The sequence below is a fragment of the Dermacoccus sp. Tok2021 genome, assembly GCF_019895135.1.
GTDB classification, from domain to species: Bacteria; Actinomycetota; Actinomycetes; order Actinomycetales; family Dermatophilaceae; genus Dermacoccus; species Dermacoccus abyssi.
On sequence record NZ_JAGTHU010000005.1, the window covers coordinates 19,742 to 45,547 of the forward strand.

The following is a 25,806-nucleotide window of genomic DNA, read 5'->3' on the forward strand; positions in this document are numbered from 1 at the left end:
AGGCGCCACCCGAGGACCAGCAGGTGGACGCGTCAGGGCTGCCGAACCGCGCGTACGACGGCGTCGACCCCGCCCATCTGGTCGTCGCGGCGGCGGTTCTCCAGGGTGACGATCTCCCACTCGTCGCCTCGTAGCGCGGCGCCCGCCTCGTCGATGCTCACCTGGTGCTGCCCTGCGGCACGGGTGGGTTCGCCCGTGGCCGGATCGACGCTCTGGCGGCCGACCATGAACAGCGTCCCGCCGGGTGCGACGCCGCTGGCGAGGCGCGTGATCATCTCGGCCATGTCGCCCGCGCAGTGAACGTAGAGGCACAGGACGACGTCGTGCGCGCGAGGCTCCGGCGCCCACACGCCGAGGCCGCCCTCGACCCAGGTGATGCGCTCGGCGACGTCGGCCCCGGCCTGTGCTGCGTTGCGTTGCCCGAAGTCCAGCGCAGCGGGCGAGAAGTCGACGGCGGTGACGTTCCAGCCGTGCGCGGCGAGCCACAGGGCTTCCGCGCCGTGGCCGGCGCCGGCGTCGAGAACGGACGGTTCGCTGTCAGGGCGACGTGTGGTGAACAGCTCCTCGAGCTCACCCGTGACATAACGGGTTCGGCGCCTTCGTGGCAAGCATGTCGGCGTGCGACGCCATGACCTACTACCAGCGCTGCTCCCAGCCGTCGCGGTCGAACGAGGGGGTGTTCATCGCGCGATCAGACGTGGCCGCTGAGCTGCGCCATGCGTGCTTCGAGCGTGGCGAGCAGCGAGTCGAGCTCCTTGGAGTTCTCGGCGCTCACGGGCAGCACGTCGATGGAGATCTTCGCGCCGCCTGCGAGGGCGCGCAGTTCGTCGAGCTTCGCGGCGAAGGGCGAACCGCTGCCGGGAGAGTAATAGCGCACCGCCTCCTCCAGCCGGTCAGGGTAGAGATCGGCCTTCGTCACGGCGATGACGACCCACACGGGGCGCTCGCGACGCACCGCCATGGCGGCGATGCGGTGCGCGGTGATCGTCCAGTCCTCGAGCTCGGCCGCGAGCTGCTCCTCGACGCTCCGCTCCGGCGCACTACCGCTGACGCCGCCGCTGCGTCGGGGCGTGGCGTGGCCGTGGGCGACGACGTGGATGACCCCGTCGACGGGTGCCTCGTAGAAGACCTCGTCGAGGGCCGTCAGGCGCGTCGCCGCGTTGTCACCCGGCACCACGCGGAAGCGGAAACCCTTGAGTCGCGCGGATTTGGACGTACGGCGCTCCATCGTCGCCGACCCGTTCTCGGTGACGGCCTCCGGCGTCGTGCGTCGAGCAAGCCGGTCGACGAGACGTGTCTTGCCGACACCCGTCATGCCGGTGACGGCGACGGTCGGATAACGGCGGTGCAGCAGGGTCGACAACTTCTCCGGTGCCGTGGACACCGCGGTGAGAGCGCTTCCGGCGATGCTCGTGCCGATGGCGGCCTTGCCGGAGCCGCTCACGGCCTTTCCGATGGTATTCACGTTCTACCTCGCGTGACGTCGATGTACATCGGGGTCAACCTTACGGACGTCACCTGCGTACTCGTGCACGTCAGCGCGGCCACCGCGACAGCAGGGGACGAAACTCCCTCCAAGGGGTGGGGGTGCGAAGGGTCGTGCCGGTTAACGTGGGGGCATGACACGCGATGACATTCACGAAGCAGCCGAGAACGACGAGCCCAAGGGCGAGAAGCCGGGCTCCGGTGCCGAGCGTTCCGAGGGCGGGAGCGGGCTGAGCGGTTCCGACGCCGGCGCCGACGCCGTGCCCGAGAACACGACGGGTGGCACGAGCCCGCGCACGCCCAACCAGAGCGACTCGCCGAAGACCGCGAACTGAGCGCGCCGACCGGCGGGTAATGGCGTCGCGGCGCGCTTCCAGGGGTGAAATCCGTTGGGGGGTACCGGTTGTCGGAGGGCGTTGCTAGTGTCGCGAACATGACCGACATGAATGCACAGCAGCCGCCCACCGACCCCGACAGTGCCGCGGCGCAGGACGCTGGCGCCGCGCGTGAGCCGTCCGGCGCCCAGGGTGGCGCAGAGACGATCGGCGCCACGCCGAACAGCGACGCGGGCCGCAACGACGCGCTTCAGCGTGACCCGCAGGAGTGGGCCACGGGTGACGAGCCCATGACCGAGGCGCAGAAGTCGTACCTCGACACGCTGGCCAAGGAATCCGGCGAGCAGCTTCCGGCCGACCTCACGAAGGCCGAGGCGAGCGAGCACATCGATCGCCTGCAGGGTAAGAGCAACCGCGTCGACTGAGGTCGGCTCACTCCTCTCGCCGGGGCGGGTTCGTCATCGCCTCGGCGAGCTCGTCGTGCGCGTGTCCCTCTGACTCGCGCACGACGCCGTCCCGCGCGCCGAGCCGATCGGCGTCGGTGCGGTGCGAGCCCACCTTGAAACGGCCCTCGAAGCGTTCGATCGGCAGCGAGATGCCGACAATCTTCGTCAGCATGTCGTCGATGTAATCGCCGGGGGCTTACCCCATGTGCCAGGGGTTGTCGCGCCCGGCCTCCATCGCGCCGGTGAGCCGGGCGACGACGCCGCGCACCCACTTCGGGTCGTCGTGGACGACGAGCGGCCCCCACGCGTGAACGACGAGGTAGTTCCACGTCGGCACGACGCGGTGGTGCTCGGCCTTGCTCGGGTACCACGTGGGCGAGATGTAGTGCTCGCCGCCGCCGAACGTTACGAGGCTCGTGCCCACGTGTTTGCCGTCCTCCCACAGGGGGTTCGCGCGGGCCACGTGTCCGACGAGGGCCTTGCCGCTCGGCGTCTCGGCATCGTCGACGGCGAGTAGTGGCACGAGATCGGCCTGCGGCGTCACGCCGTCATGTGTGATGAGCGTGGCGAGGGGGTGGGCGCCGACGAACTCTGCGAGCACGTCGACGTCGTCGACCCGGTCGTGGTCGGGGTTGTAGCCCATGCGTCGACTCCTGTGCTGACGTGCGATGTTGCGAGTTCCGGACGTGACGACGGCCCGCGCGGGCGGCCGATCGGGCCGGTGAGGCCTCAGTGTCGCACTGTGTCGGGCGGATTGGCGGGCGACCTCGCGGCACCGGTGTCGGTGGCTGCCGCTAGCGTGAGCGCATGTCGAACACCCGTCACCTCAGCGTCGTCATCGCCCGTGAGCCGGAGGCCGTCTACGCCTTCGCCCGCGATGTCGAGAACCTGCCGCGCTGGGCGGCGGGCCTCGCGACCGCCGAGGTGCACCCGGGTGATCGCGACGGCGAACTCGTCGCCGAATCTCCCATGGGCACAGTGACATTCGCGTTCGCCCCCGACAATCCGTTCGGGGTGCTCGACCACGACGTCACACTGCCGGACGGCGCCGTCGTCCACAATCCGCTGCGCGTCCTCGCTCACCCGGACGGCGCGGAGGTCGTGTTCACGCTGCGGCGCCTCGCGATGAACGACGAGGAATTCGACCGCGACACCGCGATGGTCGAGGCAAACCTCGAGCGGCTCAAGGGGTTGCTCGAAGCGCCCTGATCCGCCGCCGCTCGACGGCCCTGAGCCGCGGATTGCCGCGCGGATTTCCGCCTCTGGGCGGAGGCGCACCCTGAGTCTCGGCGCTAGCGTCGAGACATGAGCAAGAAGTCAGCGTTCGACGTCGGCCCGTCGCCGGAGGAGGTTCGTCGCGTCGCGCAGGAAGCACGAGACCTCCCGCGGGAACAGCTCGAACGGGGCGTGCTGGGATGTCTCGGGCTCGTCGTCGCGGTGTGGGCCGTGACGGTGGCGGTGGTCGCGACGAAGCTGCCGGAGCGGGTTCCGACGCACTGGTCGGGTGAGACGCCCGACGGGTGGTCGAGCCGCACGGGCGCCATCGCCCTGTTCGTTCTCACGCCCATTGCCATCTCGGCTCTGCTGGTGCTCGTCAGCGGGCTGGTGATGCGCTGGCCCCAGAGCATCAACGCGCCGCAGAAGGAGGAGTGGCTGCGCACACCGCAACGGTTGCGCACGCTCGAGCGGCTGATGCGGGAGGACATGGTGCTTCTGTCGGCGCTCATCTTCGCGCTCTTCGCCCTCATCACCGCGACGACGGGCTGGGCCGCACATCAACCCGGTGGCGCCATGCCCGGCTGGCTCATCGGCGGGGTGCTCCTCCTGTTCGTGGTGGGCATGCTCACCTTCCTGGTCACCCGGATGCTGGGCAGTCGCTACACGCCGACCGACACCGTCGACTGAGCACATGCGTCGCCCCAATCGCCCCGAGTGTCGGCGCGGCAGGGCACAGTGGGGGCATGGCTGAGATGTGGAGAGACGACGAACTCGTCGTGGGCGAGTTCACCTTCGACGCGCTGCGCTGCGGCCCGAGCGACGGCGAGACGATCCTTCTGCTGCACGGCTGGCCCGAGTCGAACGCCCAGTGGCGCGACGTGGGCCCGATTCTCGCCGAGGCGGGCTACGACGTCGTCGCCCCGAACCTGCGCGGCTACGCGCCCGGTGCGCGCCCCGCGGGCGTCGAGGCGTACGGCGTGGAGCAGCTCAGCGGAGACGTCGTCGGCATGATCGAGGCGCTCGGCACGGAGCGCGTGCACCTGGTCGGCCACGACTGGGGCGGCATCATCGGGTGGTTCGTTGCCGGCGAGCACCCCGAGTTCCTCACGACGTACACCGCCGTCAGCACCCCGCACCCGCAGGCCGTCGTGCGCGCCACGATGGCAGACCCCGAGCAGCACGAGAAGCTGCAGTACATCAACCTCCTACGTCAGGAGGGGGTGGCCGAGGAGAAGCTCGCGGCCGACGACTGGGCGTACCTGCGCCGGATGATCGGCAACCTCGGCGGCGCGCGCCTCGACGAGCATCTGCGTCTGCTCGGCCAGCCCGGCGCCCTCACCGCCGTCCTCAACTACTACCGCGCCTACCGCCCCGAGACGGGCCTCGCGCTTGGCCCCGTCACCGTGCCGACGACGTACGTCTGGGGCAACACCGACGTGGCCTTCGGGCGCCGTGCCGCCGAGGGCACGGCCGACTTCGTCAACGCGCCGTACACCTTCGTCGAACTCGACGAGGGGCACTGGATCAGCGATTTGCAGCCGGAGCCGTTGGCCGACGCGATTCTCGCCCGGGTGCGCGGCTGATCAGCGCGGCAGCATCATGCCGAGCGAGTGCGGGGCCGTCTCGACGAAACCGAGCTTCGCGTAGAGCGGTCGCCCCGGCTCGTCGGCCATGAGCGTGACGTAGGGGCGAGGCGGCGCTTCCTCGCGGATTTTCTCGAGGAGCGCTTCGAGCACCGCCTGCCCGAGGCCCTTCTTCTGGTGCTCGGGCAGCGTCGCCATGTCGGCGATGTGGAAGTACCACCCGCCGTCGCCGATGACGCGGCCCATCGCGACAACCTCGCCGCTCGCGCGGTGGCGCACGTGCACCCACGCCCACGAGTTCACGAGCGGCGGTTCGCCCTGGGCCTCGGTGACGGGTGACAGGCCCGAATCGGCGCGCAGCCGAAGGTAATCCGCGAGCGGCGGAGGCGAGAGCGTGAGGTCGTAGTCGGGGTGCACGGTGGCTCCTCTCGGGTCAGGGGGTCGTCGTGGTGAACAGTGGCCTCAGAACAGGCTCTGCTGGCTCATCGTCTCCGGGGAGCGCACGTCCGCCGGGGCGATGCGTCGCCCGCGCAGCGCGTCGAGGTCGACGACGAGTGGGGCGTCGTCGTCATTGACGGTGACGAGCGCGACACCGCCGACAACAGCGGTCGGGGTGAGGCAGTGTTCGCCGCGGCTGAGCGGGTGCGGGTACGTGCCGAACACACCGTCCCCGGTGAAGAACCCCGCGTGCTGCGCTGGTGGGTCCCACGGGTCGAGCGCGAGCTCGAGGCCACTGGCTTGGAGGAACGCGCGGGCGTGTTCGACCGCGTCGGCGTGCGCGCCGTCGAGGCGCTCGCGGGAGAGCGGTTTCGTGAGAGACCCGGCCTTGCTGCTCCTGTGTTTCGTCTGCGGGATGCCGGTCTCGGCCGTCACCGCGTCCTCGTGCACGCGGACGGCGGTGCCGTCGGCTGCTCGGGCAATGTAGGTGGCACGCACGGCGCCCTGCTCGTCGAGGCGTGCCCTCCCGCGCGACGCCGACGCGGTGCCGACCTTGCTCGCGCCGTCCGCGAATGTCGCGATGTAGAGCCAATGCGGCCGCGCGAGATAGCCCGTCAGCGACTCGGGCACGTAGCCCCCGCGGTGCACGTGATGCATGAAGCGCGAGTCGTCGCGCTGGGCACACTGCTCGCACTGCACTCCGACGGTGACGGTGCGCCGCCCGTCGCAGGGCACGTGACGGGCGTCCCCGGGGCGGGCTGCGTCGAAGCGGCCGGTGCAGAAGCGGACGTCGGGCTGGACGCGGAACGCCATGCGGCGGTCCATGATCGGCGCGCGGAGCCGTTCGCCGTGGTCGGTCAGGACGACGAGGTGCGGCTCACCGCCCGCCCACGAGGTGGTCTGCACGAGAGCAGGGGCGTCGGAGCGCCAGAAGTAGTCGTGCATGGTGCCCAGCAAACCACGGTGGCGGTCGGGTCGAGTTGGCCGGTCGTCGCAGCTGACGCAGTTCGGCGCGCCTGATGCGTTGTGAGCGGGTTCAGAGTGCGTCACGTGCACCGAAATGTATCAGCTGCCCACTAGTTCGGCGGAACATGTGCGGCTCGTTCCCTGTTGGCTCCTGCGAACCACGACCCCGAACAAGGAGTTCGACATGTCGAAGATTCTCTTCGTCGTCAGCGCAGCCACGAACTGGACGCTCGCGGACGGCACGCAGCACCCCACCGGATTCTGGGCCGAGGAGCTGCTCGCCCCGTACCGCCTCTTCACCGAGGCCGGTGACACCGTCGAGTTCGCGACGCCCGGCGGCGTCGCACCCGTCGCGGACGAGGCGAGCCTCGCCCCCGAGATGAACGACGGCAACGACGTGCGGCCCGAGCTCGACGCCATCGACGCGCTCAAGCAGCCGCTCAACCTGTCCGACGTCGCACTCGACGACTACGACGCCGTCTTCTACCCCGGCGGTCACGGCCCGATGGAGGACCTCGCGGTCGACGCCACGTCCGGCAAGCTCATCGCCGACACCCTCGCAGCGGGCAAGCCCGTCGCCATCGTCTGCCACGGCCCGGCGGCGCTGCTGCCCGCGCGGGACGAGAACGGCGACCCGGTCGTCAAGGGCCGCAAGCTCACCGCCTTCTCCAACGAGGAGGAGCGTGCAGGAGGCAACGCCGACAACGCCAAGTGGCTGCTCGAAGACCGCCTCCGTGAGGACGGCGCCGAACTCTCCGTCGGTGAAGCGTGGCAGCCCAACGTCGTTGTCGACGGCGACCTGCTCACCGGCCAGAACCCGGCCTCCAGCAAGCCCCTCGCCGAGGAGCTCAAGAAGCGCCTGGGCTGACGCGTCGCCGCGCCCGAGCGCCTCAGGGCGCTGGGTCGATCTCGGTGCGGTTGGGCAGGGTGTGCGACTACCCAACCGCACCGAACTCTGCCCAAGGCAGGCTCCGCACCCGAGGCGCGTGGAGTCACGTTGTCGGTGGCGGGTGTCATGCTCGATTCATGAAGACTCCGGACGGCGGGCACACCACCAACTACGCCGACACTCTCATCACGGTCGCGCCAGGCACCCGCGCCGTGGCGGGCTCGCCGCCGCCCACCGGCAAGGGCAGCGTGGCCGAGCGTCAGTTCGCGCTGCTCCATGGGCATGACTACGAACTGACGAGCGACGACGTTCTGTTCACCGTGAGCGCCGATCGCAGCGGTGTCCCGGACGGCGAGCGTCACGCCGCACGCGAGGCCTTCTTCTCCAACGGTCAACCGTGCCTGCGCACGTCACCGCTGGCGAAGACGTACGGGTGGGGTTTCCACTTCGACGCCGACAGCCGCGTCGCGCTCGTGGCCGTCGACTCGCCCCGTTACGCCGAACTCGTCGAGGACGACGCCGTGACCAAGCACCCGTCCATGAAGTCGCGTCGTTGAGCGGTTTTCGAGCGCTCTCTGAAGCACCTCAGAGCCTTGAGGGGTGAGGAACCCCACCCCTTCCGTCTTGGGTGAACCGCACATCGGTGACAAGGTGGAAAGGCGAATCCGTTGCGGCAGCGCTTTCTTCGCCTTGCCTACGGGCCCGCTGTGGGGGCTGCCGTGACCTGTTGACGACAAGGAGGTCACATGGCGAACTCATCCGACGCTCCGCCAGAGAGCGAAGCATCACAGGGCGCGTCCGCGTTCGACGAACACGCGTCCACTTACTCGTCCACCCTGCAGAGTTCCTTCCCTGAACTCGACGTCGAGGTGCGCGACTCGGCCAAGCCGATCGCCCCGCACCTGCAGATCGCGGAGGAGGACGACGACGAGACCATCACCGAGAAGCTGAAGCTCCAGGGAGTTCGCCTCGGCAAGGGAATGGTTTCCCCGCGGGTCTTCTGGCCGGCGCTCATCGTCATCCTCGCGGTCGCCGTGGTCGGCATCGCCGCCCCGGAATCGACGAGTGACGTCCTCGTCGACATGCAGTCGTGGATCGTCACCAACTTCGGTTGGTACTACATGCTTGCGATCGGCTTCTTCATCGCCTTCACGGCGTTCGTGGGCTTCAGCAAGTACGGCACCATCCGTCTCGGCCGCGACGGGGAAGACCCTGAGTTCGGGCTCCTGTCGTGGTTTGCGATGCTCTTCGCCGCCGGCATGGGCATCGGCCTCGTCTTCTACGGCGTCGGCGAACCGCTCACCTACGCGACGAGTGACCCGAAGCCCGGCTGGGAGGGCAGCGAGACGGAGAAGGCGCAACTCGCCATGGCGCAGACCTTCCTCCACTGGGGTCTGCACCCGTGGGCGGTCTACGCCGTCATCGGTCTCGCGCTCGCGTACGCCATCCACCGCCGTGGTCGTCCGATCTCGATCCGCTGGGCCCTCGAGCCCCTCTTCGGCGATCGGGTCAAGGGCTGGCTCGGCGACCTCGTCGACGTCCTCGCCATCTTCGGCACCGTCTTCGGTGTCGCCACGTCGCTCGGTCTCGGCGTGCAGCAGATCGCGTCGGGCATGAAGTCGATCGGCATCGTCGACAACACCGACAACGCCGTGCTCGTGACGCTCATCGTCGTCATCACGTTCCTGTCGACGCTCTCGTGCGTCTCGGGTCTCGGCAAGGGCATCAAGTACCTGTCGAACATCAACCTGAGCTTCGCGGGCCTGCTGCTCATCTCCATCCTGCTGCTCGGCCCGACGCTGTTCCTCTTCCAGAACTTCGTCGAGTCGCTCGGCGTCTACCTCGCCAACGTGCTGAACATGACGTTCGACGTCGGTGCTTACACGGGTGAGAAGGGCGCCACCTGGAACGCGAGCTGGACGATCTTCTACTGGGGCTGGTGGATCTCGTGGGCACCCTTCGTCGGTGTCTTCATCGCGCGCATCTCGCGCGGTCGCACGATCCGCGAGTTCATCGCGGGCACGCTGTTCGTGCCGACGATCGTCGGGTTCCTGTGGTTCTCCGTGCTCGGTGGCACGGGCCTCGACCGTGAGCTCTTCGGCAAGGGCGGTCTCGTCGACCCGAAGGAGGGCGTGGACGCCTCGACGGTGCTGTTCACCGTGCTCAAGGACCTGCCGCTCGGTTCGGTGCTGTCGATCCTCGCCATCGCACTGGTGGCGGTCTTCTTCATCACCTCCTCCGACTCGGGTTCGCTCGTCGTCGACATGCTGGCCTCCGGCGGTCACCCCAACCCGCCGACCTGGTCGCGTGTGCTGTGGGCTGTGCTCGAGGGTGCGCTCGCCATCGGTCTGCTCCTCGCGGGCGGTCTGAGCGGGCTGCAGTCCGCGGCGATCGCCACGGCGCTGCCGTTCAGCGCGGTGCTCATCCTCATGTGCTTCGCCACGCTGCGAGCGCTGCGTGCGGATTTGGCGCTGCGCCGTCGTGACGAGACGGCTGAGCGCATCCGAGCGCTGCAACAGGAGTTCCAGGAGAGCTTCAACGAGCACTTCGGCCGCCACGTCGAGCCGCGCATCGACTACCGCATCTCGCGGACGACGTCACCGCGCGGCGGCGGACGCGGCGCCCCGACGTCGCGTCCTCCCGAGGCCGACTGACGCTGCGGCACGCGAACGGCGGGCCACCCTCACGAGGGGTGGCCCGCCGTTCGTTGTGGGCGGCCGGATCGAACCCGCGTCAGCGCAGGTCGCGCGGGAGCTGTTCGAGCATGCGCAACCACAGCTCCGACGCCGTCGGGTAGCTCGGCACGGCGTGACGCAGCACGCTGACAGGCACCTCGCCGACGATGGCGATCGTCGCGGCGTGGAGCAGTTCAGCCGCGTCCGGGCCGACGAACGTGGCGCCCATGACGACGCCGCGACGGCGGTCGACGACGATCTTCGCGCGCCCGTCGGCATCGTCACGCAGCAGCGACGTTCCGGCGGCGGTGCCGAAGCCCACCTCGGAGGTGACGACGGCGTCGTCGCCCAGCGCGGAGCGCGCCTCGGCCTCGCTCTGGCCGACGGAGGCGACCTGTGGGTCGGTGAAGACCACCTGCGGCACCGGCACGTTGGCGGGAGCGGGAGCCTCGTCGGCACCCGCGAGCTTCGAGCCGAGCACGCGCGCCTCGTACTTGCCCATGTGGGTGAGCGGGGCGCCGGGGCCGGCGTCGCCGACGGCGTGCAGCCACTCGGGCAAGGTGCCGCTTCGCACGTCGTCGGCGGACAGACCGAGCGCGTCGAGGCCGACGTCGGCGAGGTTGGGGCGGCGTCCGGTCGCGACGAGAACCTCGTCAGCGGTGAACGTGCCCGACGCGGACGTCGTCACCGTCACCTCGCCGCCGTGGACGCGCCCCAGGCCCGTGTCGTCCGCGTGCTCACGAACGGCGGACGTGACGTCGGCGCCGAGGACGACGGCGATGCCCGCCTTCTCGAGGGCGGAGCGCACGATGTCGCCCGCGAACGGTTCGTTCTTCTCGAGCAGTGCCGGGCCGCGCACGAGCATGCGCACCTGCGAACCGAGGGCCGCCATCCACGTGGCCGCTTCGACGGCGATGACGCCGCCACCGACGACGAGGAGCCGCTCGGGCACCTCGACGACGCCCGTCGCGTCACGCGAACCCCAGGGGCTCACGCCGTCGAAGACGGGCGGAACGACCGGCACCGAGCCGGTCGCGAGCACGACAGCGCGCTCGGCCGTGACGGTGCGCGTGCCGTCGGGGCCGCTGACCTCGACGCGCCTCTCCCCGACGATGCGGCCGTGGCCGCGCACGAGCGTGATGTCGGCGCCGTCGGCCCACTTCACCTGGCCGGAGTCGTCGTAGTGCGACACCCACGTGTCGCGGCGGGCGAGGAGCTCCTTCGGCTGGACGGCAGCGTCTTCGACGCCGGGCAGGTGCGCCGTCGTGTGGGCCACGTCGATGGGGCGCAGGAGCGCCTTGCTCGGCATGCACGCGTAGTACGAGCACTCGCCGCCGAGCAGTTCGCCCTCGACGAGCGCGGCGCTCAGGCCACCCTCGACGGCGTACTGGGCGACGTTCTCGCCCACCGGCCCGCCGCCGATGACGACGACGTCGGCGTTGAGTTCGTCAGTGTCAGTCATCCGGGTCAGTCCTTCGCGGTGGTGGCGGGGGCGCCGTAGACGAGCTCGACGTATTCGCGGTGACGACCGATCCAGCCCTTGATGAACGGGCACAGCGGCAGCACCTTGCGGGTGCCCTCGTCACGCACGTCGTCGAGCGCGAAACGGGCGATCTGCGAGCCGACGCCCTTGCCCTCGTAAGCCGGGTCGACCTCGGTGTGGGTGAACACGGCGAGCTCGTCGGTGAGCTGGTACTCGGCGAAACCGGCCAGCGCGTCACCGTCCCACGCCTCGTAGCGGTTGGCTTCGGTGTTGTGCTTCATGGTCAGGTCGGACATGGCGATCTCCTCGGGGGATCTGGGTGCGTCGGGACGGTCGGATCGGAGGCGGGGTCAGCCGCCGATACGGCCGCGACGGTTGCGCGGGCGCAGGTGGACAGGCGGGATGGGCGGTGCCGGAATGCGGTCGGTCTTGCCGGTGTAGCCCTCGACGTGGCCGAAGCGCGGGTCCCCGGCCTCGTACTGTTCACGGGCTTCGACAATCTCCTCGTGGCTGCGGCCGACGAAGTTCCACCACATGACGATCTCCTCCTCGAACGGCTCGCCGCCGAGCAGAACGAGACGGGCGGGGAACTGGCCGATCGAGAAGTGCAGCTGCGAGCGGCCCGGGTCGAGGCACGCGAGGTCGCCGCGCTTGAGCTGCGTCCCCTCGAACGTCACGTCGCCGGAGTCGACGAGGACGGCGTGCTCGAACGACGAGTCGACGTCGAGGGTGAGTTCGGTGCCCGCCTCGAGGCGCAGCTCTGCGCCGAGCAACGGCGTGTACGTCGTCATGGGCGAGCGATCGACGCCGGGCAGCTCACCGAGGAAGACGAGCGCGACGCCGGCGAAGCCACCGTCGTCACCGGTGAGGTCGACGTCGTCTGGGGCGTGGTGCTCGAACGCGCGTGCCGTCTCGCGGTCGGCGTCCGGCAGCGCAACCCACAGCTGGACGCCGTGCAGTGTGTCGGTCTCCGGCGTCGAGACCTCCGAGTGGGCGATGCCGTGACCGCTCGTCATGAGGTTCATCTCGCCGGGGCGCACCATGCCGTGCACGCCGCCGGTGTCGCGGTGCTCGATCTCGCCGTCGAACAGCCACGAGACCGTCTGCAGGCCGGTGTGCGGGTGCGGCGGCACGTCCATGCCGTCGCGTTCGAGGTCGCGCACGGGCTCGGGGCCGTAGTGGTCGACGAAGCACCACGCGCCGACGAAGGAGCGATCCTTGTGCGGAAGGGTGCGGCGCACCTCGAGCGATCGCATGCCGCCGAGGGGAACCTGACGGGCCTCGAGTACCTGGACGTCGTTCATGTGAACCTTCGTTTCTCCTCGCGGTGCGTCGTCCTGGCGGACGGCGCGGCGGGCACGTTCGGTGCAACGACTCGCGGCGCCTACCCCTTCCCGCACCCCGCTCGGGGCGCGTCGCGGACACGAGCGTGCATCTGAAACGTATGACGCCGTCGGCGCCCCGGCAACGTCGGTCGGCGTCTCGGGGCCGATGGCCGTTAGGTTGGGCCCGTCCCCCGAACGATTCGGCCGGGCCGCCCACGGTGCGGTGCGGTGAGAAGGAGTCCGACATGAGCGGTGGCGACCCGGAGCGCCCCTACATCGACAAGGTTCAGCCCCTCACGCACGCGGCGATGATCGAGGCCGCGAAGAGCTCGCGCGCCGCGTCGAAGGAGGCCGGCCTCGACGTCGGGCTCATCGAGCTCGTCAACACGCGCGTCTCGCAGATCAACGGCTGCGTGACGTGCCTGAGCGTCCACGTGCCCGCCGCCCGCGACGCCGGCGTCGACCCGCTCAAGATCGACCTGCTGCCCGCGTGGCGTGACGCCGACCTCTACACCGACGTCGAGCGCGCGGCGTTGGAGCTGGCCGAGGCCCTCACCAACCCGCGCGAACTCGATCTGCGCGCGGCCATCGCTGACGCGTCGGACGTCATGTCGACGGAGGCGCTCGCGGCCCTCGAGTGGGCCATCGTGCTCATCAACGCGTTCAACCGCGTGTCGATCGCGAGCGCGCACCCGCCGCGCCGCCGCCGCTGATCTCGACGACGATCGTGGCGAGTGCCGCCACGCCGAACGCGACGAGGGAGGCGCTCAGCCACGTCGGTGCGCTGAGGCCGATGGCCTCGCCGATGGAACGCCACATGTCCGACCACGCGCCGAGCGTGCCGGGCGCGACGAGCTCGTAGGCGACGAACCCGGCTGCCCAGGCGACGAGCATGAGCGGACGCGAGGGTGCGTCGACGGTGGTGTTCCAGCGGTGACGCCCGCCGAACAGGTAGTAGTCGACGAGGAAGACGCCGAGCAGCGGCACGAACACCGAGCCGATGAGGGCGAGGAAGTGCGCGAAGCCGTAGATGTCGACGGCGAGGGCGAGCACCGTCGAGGTGACGCCGAGCGCGATCGAGATGAGGCGACGGTCGAGGCGCGGCGCGATGTTCTGCAGGGACACCGTCGTCGAGTAGACGTCGACGAAGCACTGGTCGATCTCGCGCAGCGTCAGCACGAGGAAGCACAGCGAGCCGCCCGCGACGCCGAGGAAGATCGAGAACACGGCGTCGCCGTTGCCGCCGGCCAGCAGCAGGGTGATGATGCCGATCGAGTAGACCGCGATCTGGGTGACGCAGTAGCCGAGGTAGCTGCCGAGCACCGCGGCGCGGTGGGACGTGGAGTGGCGCGCGTAGTCGCCGGCGACCGGCACCCACGAGACGGACAGCGCGATGATCGCGTCGACGGCCACCATCCAGCCGCCCCAACCGTGCCCGGCGTGGGCCGGCACGTCGCGGGTGAGCAGCTGCGAGGCGAGATAGATGAGCGTGACGATGACCGCCACCGTCACGTACTTGCGCAGCACCTTGACCCAACGCAGCGGGTAGAGCGCGAGCAGCGTCGTCACGGCGCCGATGACGACGACGATCGGCCAGCGCGGCAGCTCGGGCCACAGGGTGCGGGCGGCCATCGTCGTCGTGACGATCTCGAACGTGCCCCAGCCGAGGAGCTGGATCATGTTGAACACCGTCGGCACGTACGACAGGCGGCCGCCGAACAGGCCGCGCAGCATGACCATGGCGGGCTGACCCTGCTGCGACGACGCGAGGGCCATCGCGGAGACGCCGGCCGTGCCGACGAGGGTGCCGACGACGAGCGCGAGCACGGCCTGCCCCATCCCCATGCCGGGCTCGCCCAGGGGCTGCAGGACGACGATGGCGCCCGCGAACGCGAGCAGGCTCATGCCGAGGTTGCCCCACATGCCGAGCTGGTCGAGCAGGCCGAGGTTGCGCGGGGCCGGCCCGCCCTCGAGGGTCGTGGGCACGTCGTGGAGGTCGTCCACGTCGGGGGTGCGTCGGGCGGCGGTGCCCTCGTTCTGCGTAGCGGCGCTCGCGGTACTCACTGGCGTGCTTCCCTCCTGCCGGGCTGCGCCGGGGGAGGCGGCTAGCGCGGGTCGTCGATGCGCCGGATGACGCATCGGCAGACTATCGGCGCGAAAGTGCCAGAAATCTCGTTTGGCACGGACGTGCCACGGCGGGTTGGGGACAGGTTTGCCGGGTGGGTGGACCGATTCTGTAGACGTTCGGCGTCACATGCGACGCCGAACGTCTACAGAACCCAGCGTTCGCCGCGCTTCAGCGGCCTTCGACGTGCAGGGGCGTGTTCGCTGGGTCGACGACCTCGGCCTTGAGCGGCGGCGGGGGAGGCGTGCCGCCGTCGCCCCACGTGTTGGCCTCGAGGTGGTCGCGTCCGTGCGGGGTGAGCCAGCCATCCAACGCCGGACCCTTCGGGACGATACCCGTCGGGTTCACGTCGGTGTGGACGATGTAGTAGTGCTCCTTGATCTGCACGAAGTCGTTCGTGTCTCCGAACCCCGGCGTCTGGAACAGCTCTCGGGCGTAACCCCACAGGTTCGGCAGCTCGTCGAGCTTCTGCCGGTTGCACTTGAAGTGGCCGTGGTAGACGGCGTCGAAGCGCACGAGCGTCGGGTAGAGGCGAACGTCGGCCTCGCTGATGCTCGGGCCCATGAGGTAGCGACGCAACTCGAGCCGCTTCTCGAGTTGGTCGAGCGCTGACCAGAGTTCGTCGTAGGCCTTGTCGTACGCCTCCTGCGATGTCGCGAAGCCGCACTTGTAGACGCCGTTGTTGACGGTGTGGAAGACGAACTCCATGAGCTCGTCCATCTCCTCGCGCTGTGCCTCGGGGTAAAGATCGGGTGCGCCCGCGCGGTGGAATTCCTTCCACTCAGTGCCGAAGTCGAGCGTCATCTGGTTGAAGTCGTTCGTCACGACCTCGCCGGTGCGCTCGTCGACGATGGCGGGCACTGTGATGCCGCGCTCGTAGTTCGGGAAGCGCTTGTTGTAGGCGTCGCGCAGGAAGTGGATGCCGAGCACGGGGTCGACGCCGCCCGGGTCGAGATCGAAGGTCCAGCTGCGTTCGTCGTGGGTCGGGCCGGCCATGGCGACGGAGATGACGTCGTCGAGGCCGTAGAGGCGGCGCGCGATGAGCGCACGGTTCGCCCACGGGCACGCACGTGCCGCGGCGAGGCGGTAGCGGTGCGCCTCCACCGGGTAGCCGTCCTCGCCGTCGCGGGTGATGCGGGTCTGGATGTAGTTGGTGTCGCGCTTGTAGGAGCCGCTCTTGTCGGCCATGAGTCCCCACCTCTCATCGGATTGCCCTTCGACCGTAGCGCCCTGTGCGCCGCCGCGAACAGTCGCAGGCGTGTGGATCAGGAGAGCGTGAGGAAGAGTTTCTCGAGCGTCTTGGCGTTCTCCTCGCTGACGGAACCCTCCTCGGCGAGGCACTGCTGCAGCCCCGAGGAGAGGATGGCGAAGCCGGCCCTGTCGAGGGCGCGACTCGTCGCGGCGAGTTGCGTGACGACGTCCTGGCACTCGGCGCCACTCTCGATGAGTCGGATGACACCGCCGAGCTGACCCTGAGCCCGCTTGAGGCGGTTGAGCACGGGCGTCATGTCATCGGGTGAGAGCTGCATGGCAAGCCTTTCGGTTCGGTGGTCGCGGGGCCTCGGTGGTGCCCGAGGGAGACGGTGCCGCCCCGGCGACGCAGAGTCCCAGCATACGGGGTGGGGTATCGAATGTCGCTCCCGTCAACGTCGGGCGCTCCCCGGATCATCCGTAGCGGAATCCGCGGAAATGCGGGCGAAGGCACCCCGCTTGATACGGGTGGGGGTATATGTGATCTAATGGAGCCAGATACCCCAGGGGGTATAAATCGAAGCGAGACGCGGCCCGGTGGTCGCGCGGAAGGAGGGCACGATGGTTGCCATCGTCCCGATCGACACGCCGTCACTCGGCGACCGCTCCTACTTGGCCCACGACGGCGAGGTCGCCCTCGTCGTCGACCCGCAACGCGACGTCGACCGCGTCCTCGCGGTGGCGGAGCGCGAAGGGGTGCGCATCACGCATGTCTTCGAGACGCACGTCCACAACGACTACGTCACCGGGGGCCGGGCGCTCGCGAACGAGACAGGCGCTACGTACCACGTCAACGCGGACGACGAGGTCTCGTTCGAGCGCGTCGGTGTGCGTGACTGTGATGTCGTCACCGTCGGCAGCATGAGCGTCACCGTCCTCGCGACACCAGGCCACACCTTCACCCACCTGTCGTACGCCCTCGCCGGCGACGAGGGCACGATCGGCGTCTTCTCCGGCGGATCGCTGACGTTCGGCTCGACCGGGCGCCCCGACCTGCTCGGCGAGGAGAACACCGACGCACTCGTCCACCACCAGTACGACTCCGTCCAGCGCCTCGCCTCCGAACTGCCCGACGAGGCGCAGGTGCTTCCGACACACGGTTTCGGCAGCTTCTGTTCCGCGACGCAGTCCGACGCCGATTCCTCGACCATCGGCACCGAGAAGCGCACCAACCCGGCCCTGACGAAGAGCGAGGACGAGTGGGTCGAGGAGATCCTCGCCGGCCTGTCCGAGTGGCCCGCGTACTACGCGCACATGGGGCCGGCGAACGCCGACGCTCCGCAGGACGCCCCTGATCTCACCCTGCCCGCCACCGTCGACAAGGATGAGATCCGTGCCTCCCTCGAAGCCGGGGAGTGGGTCGTCGACCTGCGCAATCGCGAGGCGTACGCCAAGGGGCACGTCGGCCGCACGGTCAACTTCGGCGTCGACGGCCAGTTCGCCACGTACCTCGGCTGGATCATGCCCTGGGGCGCCTCGCTCACACTGCTCGGGGACAGCCCCGAGCAGGTCGCCGAAGCGCAGCGCGAACTCGTGCGCATCGGCATCGAGCGCCTCCGGGGGCAGGCCACGGGCGCTCCGCAGAAGTGGACCGACGAGGCGCTCCAGTCGTTCGAGCGCGCCACGTTCGCCGACCTCGCTCAGGTGCGTCACCACCGCGAAGTGACCGTCCTCGACGTGCGACGCGCCGACGAGTTCGGCCCGTCCCACATCGACGGCGCCGTCAACGTGCCGCTTCACGACGTGCTCGAGCGCCTCGACGAGATTCCTTCCGGCGAACTGTGGGTGCACTGCGCAGGTGGCTACCGCGCCTCGATCGCGTCCTCCCTCCTCGCAGCTGCGGGCCACCACGTGGTCGCCGTCGATGACAGCTTCGCGAATGCAGCCGAGACGGGCCTGAGCCTGGTGGCAGGCTGATCCTCGTGCTCATCGCTCTTGTCGCTGGGGTGGTCGTCGGGCTTCTCATCGGTGGCCTCGGCGGAGGTGGCGCCGTCCTCACCGTCCCGGTGCTCGTGTACGCGGTGGGCAAGGATCCGCACGAGGCGACGACGGCGTCGCTCGTCATCGTCGGTGTGAGCTCCCTCGTCGGTCTCGTGCCGCACCATCGTCGCGGCGCCGTGCAGTGGGGCCAGGGCGTGACGATCGGTGTGCTGGGCGTCGGCGGCGCCTACCTCGGCACCCGCGCAGCGGCCGGGGTGGACGGCAACCTCCTGCTCGCGATGTTCGCCGGCTTGCTCGTCGTCGTCGCGGCACTCATGATCCGCAAGGCGCTCGTGGGTTCCGCAGACGTCGAGGACCGGCCTCGCGACGTGCTTCACTTCCACGACGAGGGCAGGTGTGACGTCGGCGGAATCATGAAGCTCGTCGTGACGGCGACCGGGGTAGGGTTGCTCACCGGCTTCTTCGGCGTCGGTGGTGGATTCACCATCGTCCCGGCTCTGACTCTGGTTCTCGGCTACGGCATGCCGTTTGCCGTCGGTACGTCGCTGCTCGTCGTCACGATCAACAGCGTCAGTTCGTTTCTCTTCCACTCCTCCGGTGGGAGCGTCATCGATTGGTCGATCGTGACGCCCTTCCTCGCCATGGCCGTCGCGGGTGCGCTCGTCGGTGGCCGACTCATGACGAAGATCCCGAAACGTACCCTGCAACTCGGGTTCGCGTCCTTACTTCTGCTCGTCTCGTTCTACACGGCGTGGCGCAGCATTCCTCACCTGTTCTGATCAACCTCTCGAAGGAGAACCCCCATGACCATCACGCCCCGTATCGACGCCGCCGGCCTCGCCTCGGCGAACTCGGACGACCTGCTCCTGCTCGACGTGCGAACGCCTGCCGAGTACGGCACCGCCCACATCCCCGGCTCGATCAACGTGCCGGTCGATCTGCTCGACGCGAACGCCGCCGTCATCGGTGGTCGTATCGACAGGGACGCCGTGCTCATTTGCCGCGCCGGGCCGCGCGCCGAGCGCGCTCAGCGAGCACTCGCCGGTGTCGGTGTCACCCGCACGTCGGTGCTCGAGGGTGGCTTCGAGGCGTGGCGTGACGCCGGCCAGGACGTCGAGTACGGCGAGGCACGCTGGGATCTCGAGCGGCAGGTGCGCCTCGTGGCGGGTTCCCTCGTCGCCACGGGTGTGCTGGCGAGCACGCTCGTGCCGAAGGCGAAATGGCTCTCGGGCGCGGTCGGCGGGGGTCTCGTCTTCGCGGCCCTGTCGAACACCTGCGCCATGGGCAACCTGTTGTCGAAGCTGCCCTACAACCAGGGTGCCGGCGCGCCGTCGGTGCGCCAGGTGACGGCTCAGCTGCGTTGAGGGCGAGCCCCTCACTCGTCCCGCTACCGTATGGCGCATGAGTGACGCGCCCTCCGGACTGACCCATGTCGCCGTCGTCGGCGGCGGAATCGCGGGCCTGACGTTGGCTGCGGCGCTCGACCCGTCGCGCTTCGACATCACTCTCGTCGAGGCCCAACCCGAGCGGACGACGGGTGCCGCGCTCGGCCTGTGGCCCGGCGCTCGCCGCACGCTCACGCGCCTCGGTGTCGCACTTCCCGCGCCGACGAAGGCCGACCACGGCGGCCTCTACCGCCTCGACGGCGCCCGCGTCGCGACGGTCCGCGGCCCGGATCTCGCCATGGTGATGCGCCCGGCCCTCATGGAGGCGCTCGCTGCGGCTGTGCCCGGAAGCGTTCGTCGCGTGATGGCCGAGGTCACCGATCCGAGCACCCTCGACGCCGACCTCGTCGTCGGCGCTGACGGCGTGCGCTCGCGGGTGCGGGGCCTCGTCCAGCCCGGCGCGGCCGAGCGTCGTGAGACGCCCTACGTCACGTTGCGTGGCATCGTGCCCGCCGGCGCTGCGGCCGGCAGGTTGCGGCCACTGGTCGGTGAGTACTGGGGCGCCGGAACGCTGTTCGGGCTCGCGCCGGTCGGGGATGCGCTCTACTGGTTCACCGGACACGTGAGCGACCTCGGCCCGGAGCCGCTCGACGTGACGACCGTGGTCGCCGAGGCGCGCGAGCGCTTCGCCGCGGCTGCCCCGCATCTGCGGGAGGTGCTCGACGCCGCGGGCGATGACACACTCGCGACCCGCCTGTGGGTCACGCCGCCGATGCATCGCTACGTCTCCGGGCGGTACGTCGTCATCGGCGACGCCGCCCACGCCGCTCTGCCGAACCTGGGACGCGGTGCGAGTGACGCCGTCCTCGATGCGGCCTGCCTGGCGCGCACCCTGAACACCAATCGGTCGCTCGCATCGTGGCAGGTGCGCCGACTGCCCGTCACCCAGGTCGCCCGCACGGCGGCCGGGTGGGGAATGCGGGTTGCCCTGTCGCCCACCCGCGATCTCCTGTGGCGGCGGCTCGGCACGAAGTAGGCACCTGATCCCGTCGTGTGCCCCAGGGATGTTTCACGTGGAACCACACACCCCTGCGGGTTGAATCTCATTTGAATTGAATGATTCTCGACGACCCACTGTTCCCCCTCGTGAGAAGTGAGATCACTTCACGAAGCACGAAGGGAGATCCATGACCTACCGCATCGAGAACCCCGCCACCGGCGTCGTCGAGAAGGAGTTCGACTCCACCTCCGACGCCGACGTGCGCGCAGCCGTCGAACGTGCCCACGCAGCTTTCGACACTTGGCGTCGTGAATCGGCTCAGACGCGCGCCGACGCCATGAAGCGCGTCGCCGATGCCTACGACGAGCGAGCTGACGAACTGGCGCGCACCATCGCGACGGAGATGGGCAAGCCCCTCACAGAAGCCAAGGGCGAGGTCGAGCTGGCCGGCTCGATCTTCCGTTGGTACGGCGAGCACGGCCCCGCCCTGCTTGAGGAGGAGAAGCTCGACATCGGTGACGAGGCGTCGTCCGTCGTCGTGACCGACCCGATCGGTGTGCTCATGGGCGTCATGCCCTGGAACTTCCCGCACTACCAGGTGGCCCGCTTCGCGGCGCCGAACCTCATGCTGGGCAACACGATTCTGCTCAAGCACGCGTCGATCTGCGGCTCGTCCGCTGTGCTCATCGAGGAGATCCTCCACGCTGCCGGGGTACCCGAGGACGCGTACATCAACCTCTTCGTCAGCAACGACCAGGTGACGAGCATCATCGAGGACTCGCGGGTGCGCGGCGTCTCCCTCACCGGGAGCGAGGGCGCCGGAATCGCCGTCGCGGAAACGGCGGCGAAGAACCTCAAGAAGAGCGTGCTCGAACTCGGCGGGTCGGACCCGCTCATCGTCCTCGACGACGTGGATGTCGCAGCGACGGCCGAGGCGGTCGCCAAGGCGCGGATGAGCAACGCCGGGCAGGCGTGCAACTCGCCGAAGCGAATCTTCGTGCCGCAGGCCATGTTCGCCGAGTTCACCGACGTCGTCGTCACGACGGTCGGGGAGCTCAAGGTCGGCGACCCGCTCGACGAAGCCACCGAGATGGGTCCGCTGTCGTCGATCGAGGCGCGTGACGGCGTCGTCGAGCAGGTGCGCAAGGCCGTCTCCGAGGGCGCGACGCTGCGTGCCGGCGGTGATGCGCTCGACAAGGACGGCGCATGGATGGCGCCGACCGTGATCACCGGCGTCACGAGCGAGATGGACGCGTACGCCGAGGAGATCTTCGGCCCGGTCGCGATGATCTTCCCGTACAGCTCAGTCGACGAAGCCGTGCGCGTGGCCAACGACTCGTCGTTCGGCCTGTCCGGCTCCGTCTGGGCCAAGGATGTCGAGAAGGCTGAAGAGATCGCTCGGCGCCTCGAGGTCGGCATGACCTACGTCAACGAACACGGCACGACAAAGGCCGGTCTGCCCTTCGGCGGCGTGCGCCGCTCCGGGTACGGGCGCGAGCTCGGACGATGGGGATTCACCGAATTCGCCAACACGAAGCTCGTCCGAGTCGCCTCCTGATCGAGGGTTCTTCGACGCGCCGGTCGCCGGCGGGGAGACTGGTGGCATGACTGCTGACACGCTCCTCATCGGCGCCGGCGACCTCGGCACCGAGATCGGCCTTCGTCTCGCTGCGGCCGGGCGCTGCGTCGTCGCCGTCCGACGACGGGCAGCACTCGTGCCCGCTCCGCTCGTCGGTGTGGCGGGCGACGTTTCGGACAGACTGCCTGATCTGCCCGCCTTCGACGGTGCTGGTGACGGTCCACGCCTCCTCGTCATCTGCCTCACCGCGGGCGGCCGAAGTGAAGAGCGGTACCGTGCCACCTTCCTCGACGGTGTCGACGCCGTTCTGCGTGACGTCGCAGCACGCGGCTGGGCGCCGGAGCGGGCCCTGTTCGTCTCGTCGACCGGCGCGATGGGGCATGCGCAGAACGGCGACGCGTGGGTCGACGAAACCTCGTCCGAAGCGGCGGACACCCCCACGGGCCGCGTGCTCGCCGAGGCCGAGCAGAACTTCCTCGCGGGCCTGCCGGTGGGAACGCGGGGCATCGTCGTGCGCCCCAGCGGTCTCTACGGACCGGGACGCGAGTGGTTCATCGACCAGGTGCGTGCCGGCAACCTCGCCGACCCCGACCGCATGACGAACCGCATCCACCGCGACGACGCCGCGGCGGCCGTCGTCCACCTGCTCACGGTGAGCGCCGAAGCCGACGAGCTGTACCTGCTCACCGACGACGCACCTGCTCCGGCGCGCGAGGTTGCGACGTTTCTCGCCCGCGAACTCGGCGTCGACACCGAGCCGTTCACGGAGCACGAGGGCGCGGCGCGCCCCTCGGCCACCCGGCGGCTGAGCAACGCGCGCCTGCGTGGAACGGGCTTCACCCTCACCTACCCGACCTTCCGCGAGGGCTACGCGAGCATCCTCGCCGGTGAGGGCGAGCGTCATCCCTGACTGATCGCCAACGTGCAGGTTGTGCGTGAAATATCGCGCACAACCTGACCTTTCCCGAATCACCGGGGCGCTCCGCGAAATTCAGGTGACGTGTGCTCGGTTCGCGCCGGATGGTTCCCCCTCATCCGAGGCAGCTGACGGTGTGGATCAGAAGACGCGTCGACGCGTTCCACCGATCGGCACGAGGTTGAGGATGAGGCCCACGACGATGAGGACGAGGCCGATGGTCCACAGGATCGACATCTTCGCGATGAGGCCGATGATGAGCAGGATGAGCCCGAGGGTGATCATGGCTGAAACCTTTCTGAGAAAAGGATATCAGCATGACGTTACGCGGTTGACGTAATAGTCACCTACACCCATAAGGGTGCTTATTTGCGTGGGCGCTTCTTGCGTAAAAGAGCGGCACTGAACAGCATCGTGGCGCCAAGGGTCGCTCCGAGAAGAACCCCCATGAGGACGACGCGGTTGAACATGCCGATGGGGGTGGGAGCGCCCAGGAAGTACCACGTGCCCGTGGTGAAGTAGATGTACGTCTGGTACGCGATGGCGAAGAGGATCCACGGGGAGGCCAGGATTCTGGTGGCGGCCAGCACCGAGGCGCCTGCGTTGCGCAGGGCCTCCTCTACGCGCACGACCGGGGTGGTCGATGCGCGTCGCTGGGCCAGCTGGGTCTTCATGAACTGAGAATAATGAGAAACCGTCTGGTTTCCTACTTTCACGTCCCCAAAGTTCGAGTTATGCGAGTTCCACTCGGCGGAGAAATCGTGAGTCGGACGACCGTCTCTTAATTTGTCGAGCCTACGTCAGACGACGGAAATTCGTCGGCCTAAGCTGCGCGCGCCCTCACTGCACGACGTCGAACTCCGCGAGCCGGATGCCGTTGGAGTACGTCTCGGTGTTGCGAAGGCGTAGATCCGTTCGACCGATCCCTTCGGCCCACAGCCGTTTACCCGAACCGAGGACGACGGGGAACTCGAGCAGCGTGAACCCGTCGACGAGCCCGGCAGCCAACAGGCTCTGAACGAGGGCCGCCGAACCGTGGACGAGGATCGGGCCGCCGTCGGCCTCCTTGAGCTTTGCGACCTCGTCAAGCGAACGCAGCACGTGGCAGTCGGCCCAGTCGATGTCGGTGACGGCCGCATCGTCCAACGTCCGCGAGACGACGTACTTCGGCATGGCGTTGTACGTGGCGAAGTCGTCCATCGTCGGCCAGACGGGGGCGAACTCCTCGAACGTCACGCGGCCCAGGAGCAGCGCAGAGGCCTCCTCCTGTTCGCGACCTTTGACGGCGTAGGCCTCCGGGACGAACTCGATGTCCTTGAACGTCCAGCCCGCGTGCTCGTACGCACCGCCGCCGGGGGAGTCGACGACGCCGTCGAGGCTGATGAATTCGGTGACGACGATGGGGCGCAGGGGGTTCCTCTCGGGCGGGGCGCTCGGCTTCGCCCAAGGCTGCCACGCGCCCGCAAACGCGAAAGGGCAGTGCCATAGGCTGAACGTATGAGCCTCGGGCCGACGACGACGGTGCGCCTTCTGCGCAGCCTGCTCGTTGCCGCCCTCACGGCCTGTAGCGCCGGCATCGCCCACGTCGTCGGGGGCGCCCACGAAGCGCCCGTCGGGCTGCTCGTCCTTCTCGCCGCCGTCGGCACGCCGATCATGTTCACGCTGAGCAGGCGCCGCTGGAGCTTCGCCCAGATCGTCGTCGTCATGGGCCTCGCGCAGGTTCTGCTGCACGCCGTCATGACGATGTCGATGCCGGCCGGGCACCATGTGCAACCGCAACTTGTCGAGGCCGACGAGGGCTGGCCGCAGATGGCGGCCGCTCACATCGTCGCCACCGTGCTCTTCTCGCTGTGTCTCGCGTACGGCGAACGCGCACTCGCGTGGACACTGCGCGGCGTCCTGCCGCACCTCGTCGTCCCCGCCTGGGGCCAGTTCGTCGTTCGCCACACGGCTTTCGACGCCGTCCGAGTGCCTCGTCCGACGTTTGTGCGCAGCCCTCGCGCCTCCCGCGCGCCGCCTGCGGTTTTCGTTCTCTCGCACTGATTCCCACCCCACGCGCCCTCACCGGGACGCGCTACCTGCGCACCCCGAGTGATCGCGGCGCCGCCGCCTGCGCGCGGCACGAGAAACGAAAGACCTCACCATGATTCGCTCCACCCTGCCCACCGTTCCCCGAGTCGCCGCCACCGCGCTCATCGCCCCGCTCGCCTTCACGGCCGCAGCCTGTTCGAAGGACGACACTGCGTCGTCGAAGAGCCCCCAGAGCACGTCGTCCACTTCGTCGAAGGTGACGATGGCGACCTCCCTCAAAGCCTCAGACGGTTGGGCCAAGGCAGCCGAAAGCGGCATGAGCGCCGCTTTCGGCACCTGGAAGAACACGGGTAACGAGCCCGTCGTCATCACCGGCGCGAGCGGCGACGCCGGGCCCGTCCAACTCCACGTCACGACGAAGACCGCGAACGGCATGGAGATGAAGCAGACGTCGAACTTCACGCTGGCGCCCGGTGGCACCTTGAAGCTCGCCCCTGGTGGCAACCACCTCATGTTCATGAAGCTGAGCAAGGCGCTCGCGGCCGGCGACGAGCAGCAGCTCACCGTCACCTTCAAGGACGGTTCGAGCACGAAGCTGACGTTCCCCGTGCGGGCCTACGACGGCGCCAAGGAGAAGTACTCCGACGCCGGGTCGGGTGACGCGTCGCCGTCGTCCGGTGCATCGGGCACGTCAGAAATGCCCGGCATGACGCACTCGTCGTCGCACTGATCCCA

At 69.0% G+C, this 25,806-nt stretch carries 31 protein-coding genes and 1 pseudogene; 17 read left to right on the forward strand and 15 right to left on the reverse strand.

The genetic code is table 11. The features are described 5' to 3' along the window. Window positions 1-32: 32 nt before the first annotated feature. Entirely contained in the window at window positions 33-608 is a 576-nt protein-coding gene (locus tag K9D12_RS04445) for a bifunctional 2-polyprenyl-6-hydroxyphenol methylase/3-demethylubiquinol 3-O-methyltransferase UbiG (protein ID WP_223059582.1), read from the reverse strand. A gap of 83 nt (window positions 609-691) precedes the next feature. Beyond that, window positions 692-1,465 carry a GTPase domain-containing protein gene (locus tag K9D12_RS04450; RefSeq protein WP_223059583.1) on the reverse strand — a complete coding sequence of 258 codons (774 nt, stop codon included), beginning with the start codon at window positions 1,463-1,465 and terminating at the stop codon, window positions 692-694. A 154-nt stretch (window positions 1,466-1,619) separates the two neighbouring features. On the opposite strand from K9D12_RS04450, the gene K9D12_RS04455 reads away from it, so the two are divergent. Both K9D12_RS04455 and K9D12_RS04460 read left to right on the forward strand, forming a co-directional pair. Continuing rightward, window positions 1,620-1,820 carry a hypothetical protein gene (locus tag K9D12_RS04455; RefSeq protein WP_047310919.1) on the forward strand — a complete coding sequence of 67 codons (201 nt, stop codon included), beginning with the start codon at window positions 1,620-1,622 and terminating at the stop codon, window positions 1,818-1,820. 98 nt (window positions 1,821-1,918) lie between these two features. Further along, entirely contained in the window at window positions 1,919-2,245 is a 327-nt protein-coding gene (locus K9D12_RS04460) for a DUF3072 domain-containing protein (RefSeq protein WP_047310920.1), read from the forward strand. Window positions 2,246-2,252: 7 nt separating this feature from the next. Here K9D12_RS04460 and K9D12_RS04465 read toward each other — a convergent pair whose 3' ends face one another. Together K9D12_RS04465 and K9D12_RS04470 are read right to left on the reverse strand one after the other, a co-directional pair. Next, window positions 2,253-2,438 carry a hypothetical protein gene (locus tag K9D12_RS04465; RefSeq protein WP_223059584.1) on the reverse strand — a complete coding sequence of 62 codons (186 nt, stop codon included), beginning with the start codon at window positions 2,436-2,438 and terminating at the stop codon, window positions 2,253-2,255. 24 nt (window positions 2,439-2,462) lie between these two features. After that, a complete protein-coding gene (locus tag K9D12_RS04470; protein WP_223059585.1) occupies window positions 2,463-2,909 on the reverse strand; it encodes an FMN-binding negative transcriptional regulator in 447 nt (148 codons plus the stop codon). A gap of 164 nt (window positions 2,910-3,073) precedes the next feature. Here K9D12_RS04470 and K9D12_RS04475 point away from each other — a divergent pair, with 164 nt between their 5' ends. The 3 genes from K9D12_RS04475 to K9D12_RS04485 all read left to right on the forward strand — a co-directional run bounded on the left by K9D12_RS04475 (window position 3,074) and on the right by K9D12_RS04485 (window position 5,067). Then, window positions 3,074-3,475, forward strand: a complete 402-nt coding sequence (locus K9D12_RS04475; RefSeq protein ID WP_223059586.1) for an SRPBCC family protein — start codon at window positions 3,074-3,076, stop codon at window positions 3,473-3,475. Between the two features lie 96 nt (window positions 3,476-3,571). After that, a complete protein-coding gene (locus K9D12_RS04480) occupies window positions 3,572-4,171 on the forward strand; it encodes a DUF1648 domain-containing protein (protein WP_118913591.1) in 600 nt (199 codons plus the stop codon). Window positions 4,172-4,227: 56 nt separating this feature from the next. After that, window positions 4,228-5,067: an alpha/beta fold hydrolase gene (locus tag K9D12_RS04485; RefSeq protein ID WP_223059587.1), complete on the forward strand. Its 840-nt coding sequence runs from the start codon at window positions 4,228-4,230 to the stop codon at window positions 5,065-5,067. Here the strand turns inward: K9D12_RS04485 and K9D12_RS04490 are convergent, their stop codons facing one another. Further along, entirely contained in the window at window positions 5,068-5,484 is a 417-nt protein-coding gene (locus K9D12_RS04490) for a GNAT family N-acetyltransferase (protein ID WP_223059588.1), read from the reverse strand. 45 nt (window positions 5,485-5,529) lie between these two features. Then, a complete protein-coding gene (locus K9D12_RS04495) occupies window positions 5,530-6,450 on the reverse strand; it encodes a DUF2797 domain-containing protein (RefSeq protein WP_225910932.1) in 921 nt (306 codons plus the stop codon). A 205-nt stretch (window positions 6,451-6,655) separates the two neighbouring features. Here K9D12_RS04495 and K9D12_RS04500 point away from each other — a divergent pair, with 205 nt between their 5' ends. From K9D12_RS04500 to K9D12_RS04510, 3 genes are all read left to right on the forward strand, one after another. Further along, the gene (locus tag K9D12_RS04500) at window positions 6,656-7,339 is read left to right on the forward strand and encodes a type 1 glutamine amidotransferase domain-containing protein (protein WP_118913619.1); all 684 of its coding nucleotides are present in this window, start codon (window positions 6,656-6,658) and stop codon (window positions 7,337-7,339) included. A gap of 158 nt (window positions 7,340-7,497) precedes the next feature. Then, window positions 7,498-7,917: a DUF6157 family protein gene (locus K9D12_RS04505; RefSeq protein WP_223059589.1), complete on the forward strand. Its 420-nt coding sequence runs from the start codon at window positions 7,498-7,500 to the stop codon at window positions 7,915-7,917. A gap of 189 nt (window positions 7,918-8,106) precedes the next feature. After that, the gene (locus K9D12_RS04510; protein ID WP_223059590.1) at window positions 8,107-10,014 is read left to right on the forward strand and encodes a BCCT family transporter; all 1,908 of its coding nucleotides are present in this window, start codon (window positions 8,107-8,109) and stop codon (window positions 10,012-10,014) included. 79 nt (window positions 10,015-10,093) lie between these two features. Here K9D12_RS04510 and K9D12_RS04515 read toward each other — a convergent pair whose 3' ends face one another. From K9D12_RS04515 to K9D12_RS04525, 3 genes and pseudogenes are all read right to left on the reverse strand, one after another. After that, complete coding sequence (locus K9D12_RS04515; RefSeq protein WP_223059591.1) at window positions 10,094-11,497, reverse strand: NAD(P)/FAD-dependent oxidoreductase; 1,404 nt, start codon at window positions 11,495-11,497, stop codon at window positions 10,094-10,096. 5 nt (window positions 11,498-11,502) lie between these two features. Then, a pseudogene (locus K9D12_RS04520) lies at window positions 11,503-11,835 on the reverse strand (GNAT family N-acetyltransferase); the annotation flags it as partial. Between the two features lie 33 nt (window positions 11,836-11,868). Continuing rightward, entirely contained in the window at window positions 11,869-12,822 is a 954-nt protein-coding gene (locus tag K9D12_RS04525) for a pirin family protein (protein WP_223059592.1), read from the reverse strand. Between the two features lie 266 nt (window positions 12,823-13,088). Between K9D12_RS04525 and K9D12_RS04530 the strand changes: the two genes are divergently transcribed. After that, complete coding sequence (locus K9D12_RS04530) at window positions 13,089-13,556, forward strand: carboxymuconolactone decarboxylase family protein (protein WP_047311255.1); 468 nt, start codon at window positions 13,089-13,091, stop codon at window positions 13,554-13,556. Here K9D12_RS04530 and K9D12_RS04535 read toward each other — a convergent pair. The 3 genes from K9D12_RS04535 to K9D12_RS04545 form a co-directional block, all read right to left on the reverse strand. Next, the gene (locus tag K9D12_RS04535; protein WP_197078941.1) at window positions 13,507-14,907 is read right to left on the reverse strand and encodes a cytosine permease; all 1,401 of its coding nucleotides are present in this window, start codon (window positions 14,905-14,907) and stop codon (window positions 13,507-13,509) included. The genes K9D12_RS04530 and K9D12_RS04535 overlap by 50 nt on opposite strands. Window positions 14,908-15,139: 232 nt before the next feature. Beyond that, window positions 15,140-16,156, reverse strand: coding sequence for a glutathione S-transferase family protein (locus K9D12_RS04540; protein ID WP_223059593.1), 1,017 nt, complete (start codon window positions 16,154-16,156; stop codon window positions 15,140-15,142). A 77-nt stretch (window positions 16,157-16,233) separates the two neighbouring features. After that, window positions 16,234-16,497 carry a metal-sensitive transcriptional regulator gene (locus K9D12_RS04545; RefSeq protein ID WP_047310930.1) on the reverse strand — a complete coding sequence of 88 codons (264 nt, stop codon included), beginning with the start codon at window positions 16,495-16,497 and terminating at the stop codon, window positions 16,234-16,236. A 283-nt stretch (window positions 16,498-16,780) separates the two neighbouring features. On the opposite strand from K9D12_RS04545, the gene K9D12_RS04550 reads away from it, so the two are divergent. The 6 genes from K9D12_RS04550 to K9D12_RS04575 all read left to right on the forward strand — a co-directional run bounded on the left by K9D12_RS04550 (window position 16,781) and on the right by K9D12_RS04575 (window position 23,034). Then, the gene (locus K9D12_RS04550; RefSeq protein ID WP_223059594.1) at window positions 16,781-18,136 is read left to right on the forward strand and encodes a rhodanese-like domain-containing protein; all 1,356 of its coding nucleotides are present in this window, start codon (window positions 16,781-16,783) and stop codon (window positions 18,134-18,136) included. Window positions 18,137-18,141: 5 nt separating this feature from the next. Further along, a complete protein-coding gene (locus K9D12_RS04555; protein WP_223059595.1) occupies window positions 18,142-18,939 on the forward strand; it encodes a sulfite exporter TauE/SafE family protein in 798 nt (265 codons plus the stop codon). Between the two features lie 24 nt (window positions 18,940-18,963). Then, window positions 18,964-19,524: a rhodanese-like domain-containing protein gene (locus K9D12_RS04560; protein WP_047310932.1), complete on the forward strand. Its 561-nt coding sequence runs from the start codon at window positions 18,964-18,966 to the stop codon at window positions 19,522-19,524. A 37-nt stretch (window positions 19,525-19,561) separates the two neighbouring features. Next, window positions 19,562-20,581 (forward strand): FAD-dependent oxidoreductase, encoded by a 1,020-nt coding sequence (locus tag K9D12_RS04565; protein ID WP_223059596.1) that lies wholly within the window; start codon window positions 19,562-19,564, stop codon window positions 20,579-20,581. Window positions 20,582-20,732: 151 nt separating this feature from the next. Next, window positions 20,733-22,103 carry an NAD-dependent succinate-semialdehyde dehydrogenase gene (locus K9D12_RS04570; protein ID WP_129665865.1) on the forward strand — a complete coding sequence of 457 codons (1,371 nt, stop codon included), beginning with the start codon at window positions 20,733-20,735 and terminating at the stop codon, window positions 22,101-22,103. A gap of 46 nt (window positions 22,104-22,149) precedes the next feature. Further along, window positions 22,150-23,034 carry an SDR family NAD(P)-dependent oxidoreductase gene (locus K9D12_RS04575; protein WP_223059597.1) on the forward strand — a complete coding sequence of 295 codons (885 nt, stop codon included), beginning with the start codon at window positions 22,150-22,152 and terminating at the stop codon, window positions 23,032-23,034. A 147-nt stretch (window positions 23,035-23,181) separates the two neighbouring features. Here K9D12_RS04575 and K9D12_RS04580 read toward each other — a convergent pair whose 3' ends face one another. The 3 genes from K9D12_RS04580 to K9D12_RS04590 all read right to left on the reverse strand — a co-directional run bounded on the left by K9D12_RS04580 (window position 23,182) and on the right by K9D12_RS04590 (window position 24,642). Then, window positions 23,182-23,325 (reverse strand): hypothetical protein, encoded by a 144-nt coding sequence (locus K9D12_RS04580; protein WP_182434735.1) that lies wholly within the window; start codon window positions 23,323-23,325, stop codon window positions 23,182-23,184. A gap of 80 nt (window positions 23,326-23,405) precedes the next feature. Then, entirely contained in the window at window positions 23,406-23,714 is a 309-nt protein-coding gene (locus tag K9D12_RS04585; RefSeq protein ID WP_223059598.1) for a hypothetical protein, read from the reverse strand. A gap of 166 nt (window positions 23,715-23,880) precedes the next feature. Then, window positions 23,881-24,642 carry a dihydrofolate reductase family protein gene (locus K9D12_RS04590; protein WP_370633454.1) on the reverse strand — a complete coding sequence of 254 codons (762 nt, stop codon included), beginning with the start codon at window positions 24,640-24,642 and terminating at the stop codon, window positions 23,881-23,883. On the opposite strand from K9D12_RS04590, the gene K9D12_RS04595 reads away from it, so the two are divergent. Further along, window positions 24,538-25,083 (forward strand): hypothetical protein, encoded by a 546-nt coding sequence (locus K9D12_RS04595; protein WP_223059599.1) that lies wholly within the window; start codon window positions 24,538-24,540, stop codon window positions 25,081-25,083. The genes K9D12_RS04590 and K9D12_RS04595 overlap by 105 nt on opposite strands. 100 nt (window positions 25,084-25,183) lie before the next feature. Then, entirely contained in the window at window positions 25,184-25,801 is a 618-nt protein-coding gene (locus K9D12_RS04600; protein ID WP_223059600.1) for a copper chaperone PCu(A)C, read from the forward strand. Window positions 25,802-25,806 lie beyond the last annotated feature (5 nt).

Bases quoted from the DNA above. Each gene is read 5' to 3' on its own strand.
- K9D12_RS04575 (WP_223059597.1), top strand. From the start codon at position 22,150: ATGACTGCTGACACGCTCCTCATCGGCGCCGGCGACCTCGGCACCGAG.
- K9D12_RS04550 (WP_223059594.1), top strand. From the start codon at position 16,781: ATGGTTGCCATCGTCCCGATCGACACGCCGTCACTCGGCGACCGCTCC.
- K9D12_RS04560 (WP_047310932.1), top strand. From the start codon at position 18,964: ATGACCATCACGCCCCGTATCGACGCCGCCGGCCTCGCCTCGGCGAAC.
- K9D12_RS04545 (WP_047310930.1), bottom strand. From the start codon at position 16,497: ATGCAGCTCTCACCCGATGACATGACGCCCGTGCTCAACCGCCTCAAG.
- K9D12_RS04475 (WP_223059586.1), top strand. From the start codon at position 3,074: ATGTCGAACACCCGTCACCTCAGCGTCGTCATCGCCCGTGAGCCGGAG.
- K9D12_RS04460 (WP_047310920.1), top strand. From the start codon at position 1,919: ATGACCGACATGAATGCACAGCAGCCGCCCACCGACCCCGACAGTGCC.
- K9D12_RS04465 (WP_223059584.1), bottom strand. From the start codon at position 2,438: ATGCTGACGAAGATTGTCGGCATCTCGCTGCCGATCGAACGCTTCGAG.
- K9D12_RS04455 (WP_047310919.1), top strand. From the start codon at position 1,620: ATGACACGCGATGACATTCACGAAGCAGCCGAGAACGACGAGCCCAAG.
- K9D12_RS04595 (WP_223059599.1), top strand. From the start codon at position 24,538: ATGAGCCTCGGGCCGACGACGACGGTGCGCCTTCTGCGCAGCCTGCTC.
- K9D12_RS04600 (WP_223059600.1), top strand. From the start codon at position 25,184: ATGATTCGCTCCACCCTGCCCACCGTTCCCCGAGTCGCCGCCACCGCG.
- K9D12_RS04540 (WP_223059593.1), bottom strand. From the start codon at position 16,156: ATGGCCGACAAGAGCGGCTCCTACAAGCGCGACACCAACTACATCCAG.
- K9D12_RS04500 (WP_118913619.1), top strand. From the start codon at position 6,656: ATGTCGAAGATTCTCTTCGTCGTCAGCGCAGCCACGAACTGGACGCTC.
- K9D12_RS04565 (WP_223059596.1), top strand. From the start codon at position 19,562: ATGAGTGACGCGCCCTCCGGACTGACCCATGTCGCCGTCGTCGGCGGC.
- K9D12_RS04510 (WP_223059590.1), top strand. From the start codon at position 8,107: ATGGCGAACTCATCCGACGCTCCGCCAGAGAGCGAAGCATCACAGGGC.
- K9D12_RS04470 (WP_223059585.1), bottom strand. From the start codon at position 2,909: ATGGGCTACAACCCCGACCACGACCGGGTCGACGACGTCGACGTGCTC.
- K9D12_RS04515 (WP_223059591.1), bottom strand. From the start codon at position 11,497: ATGACTGACACTGACGAACTCAACGCCGACGTCGTCGTCATCGGCGGC.
- K9D12_RS04505 (WP_223059589.1), top strand. From the start codon at position 7,498: ATGAAGACTCCGGACGGCGGGCACACCACCAACTACGCCGACACTCTC.
- K9D12_RS04580 (WP_182434735.1), bottom strand. From the start codon at position 23,325: ATGATCACCCTCGGGCTCATCCTGCTCATCATCGGCCTCATCGCGAAG.
- K9D12_RS04495 (WP_225910932.1), bottom strand. From the start codon at position 6,450: ATGCACGACTACTTCTGGCGCTCCGACGCCCCTGCTCTCGTGCAGACC.
- K9D12_RS04570 (WP_129665865.1), top strand. From the start codon at position 20,733: ATGACCTACCGCATCGAGAACCCCGCCACCGGCGTCGTCGAGAAGGAG.
- K9D12_RS04480 (WP_118913591.1), top strand. From the start codon at position 3,572: ATGAGCAAGAAGTCAGCGTTCGACGTCGGCCCGTCGCCGGAGGAGGTT.
- K9D12_RS04525 (WP_223059592.1), bottom strand. From the start codon at position 12,822: ATGAACGACGTCCAGGTACTCGAGGCCCGTCAGGTTCCCCTCGGCGGC.
- K9D12_RS04485 (WP_223059587.1), top strand. From the start codon at position 4,228: ATGGCTGAGATGTGGAGAGACGACGAACTCGTCGTGGGCGAGTTCACC.
- K9D12_RS04585 (WP_223059598.1), bottom strand. From the start codon at position 23,714: ATGAAGACCCAGCTGGCCCAGCGACGCGCATCGACCACCCCGGTCGTG.
- K9D12_RS04530 (WP_047311255.1), top strand. From the start codon at position 13,089: ATGAGCGGTGGCGACCCGGAGCGCCCCTACATCGACAAGGTTCAGCCC.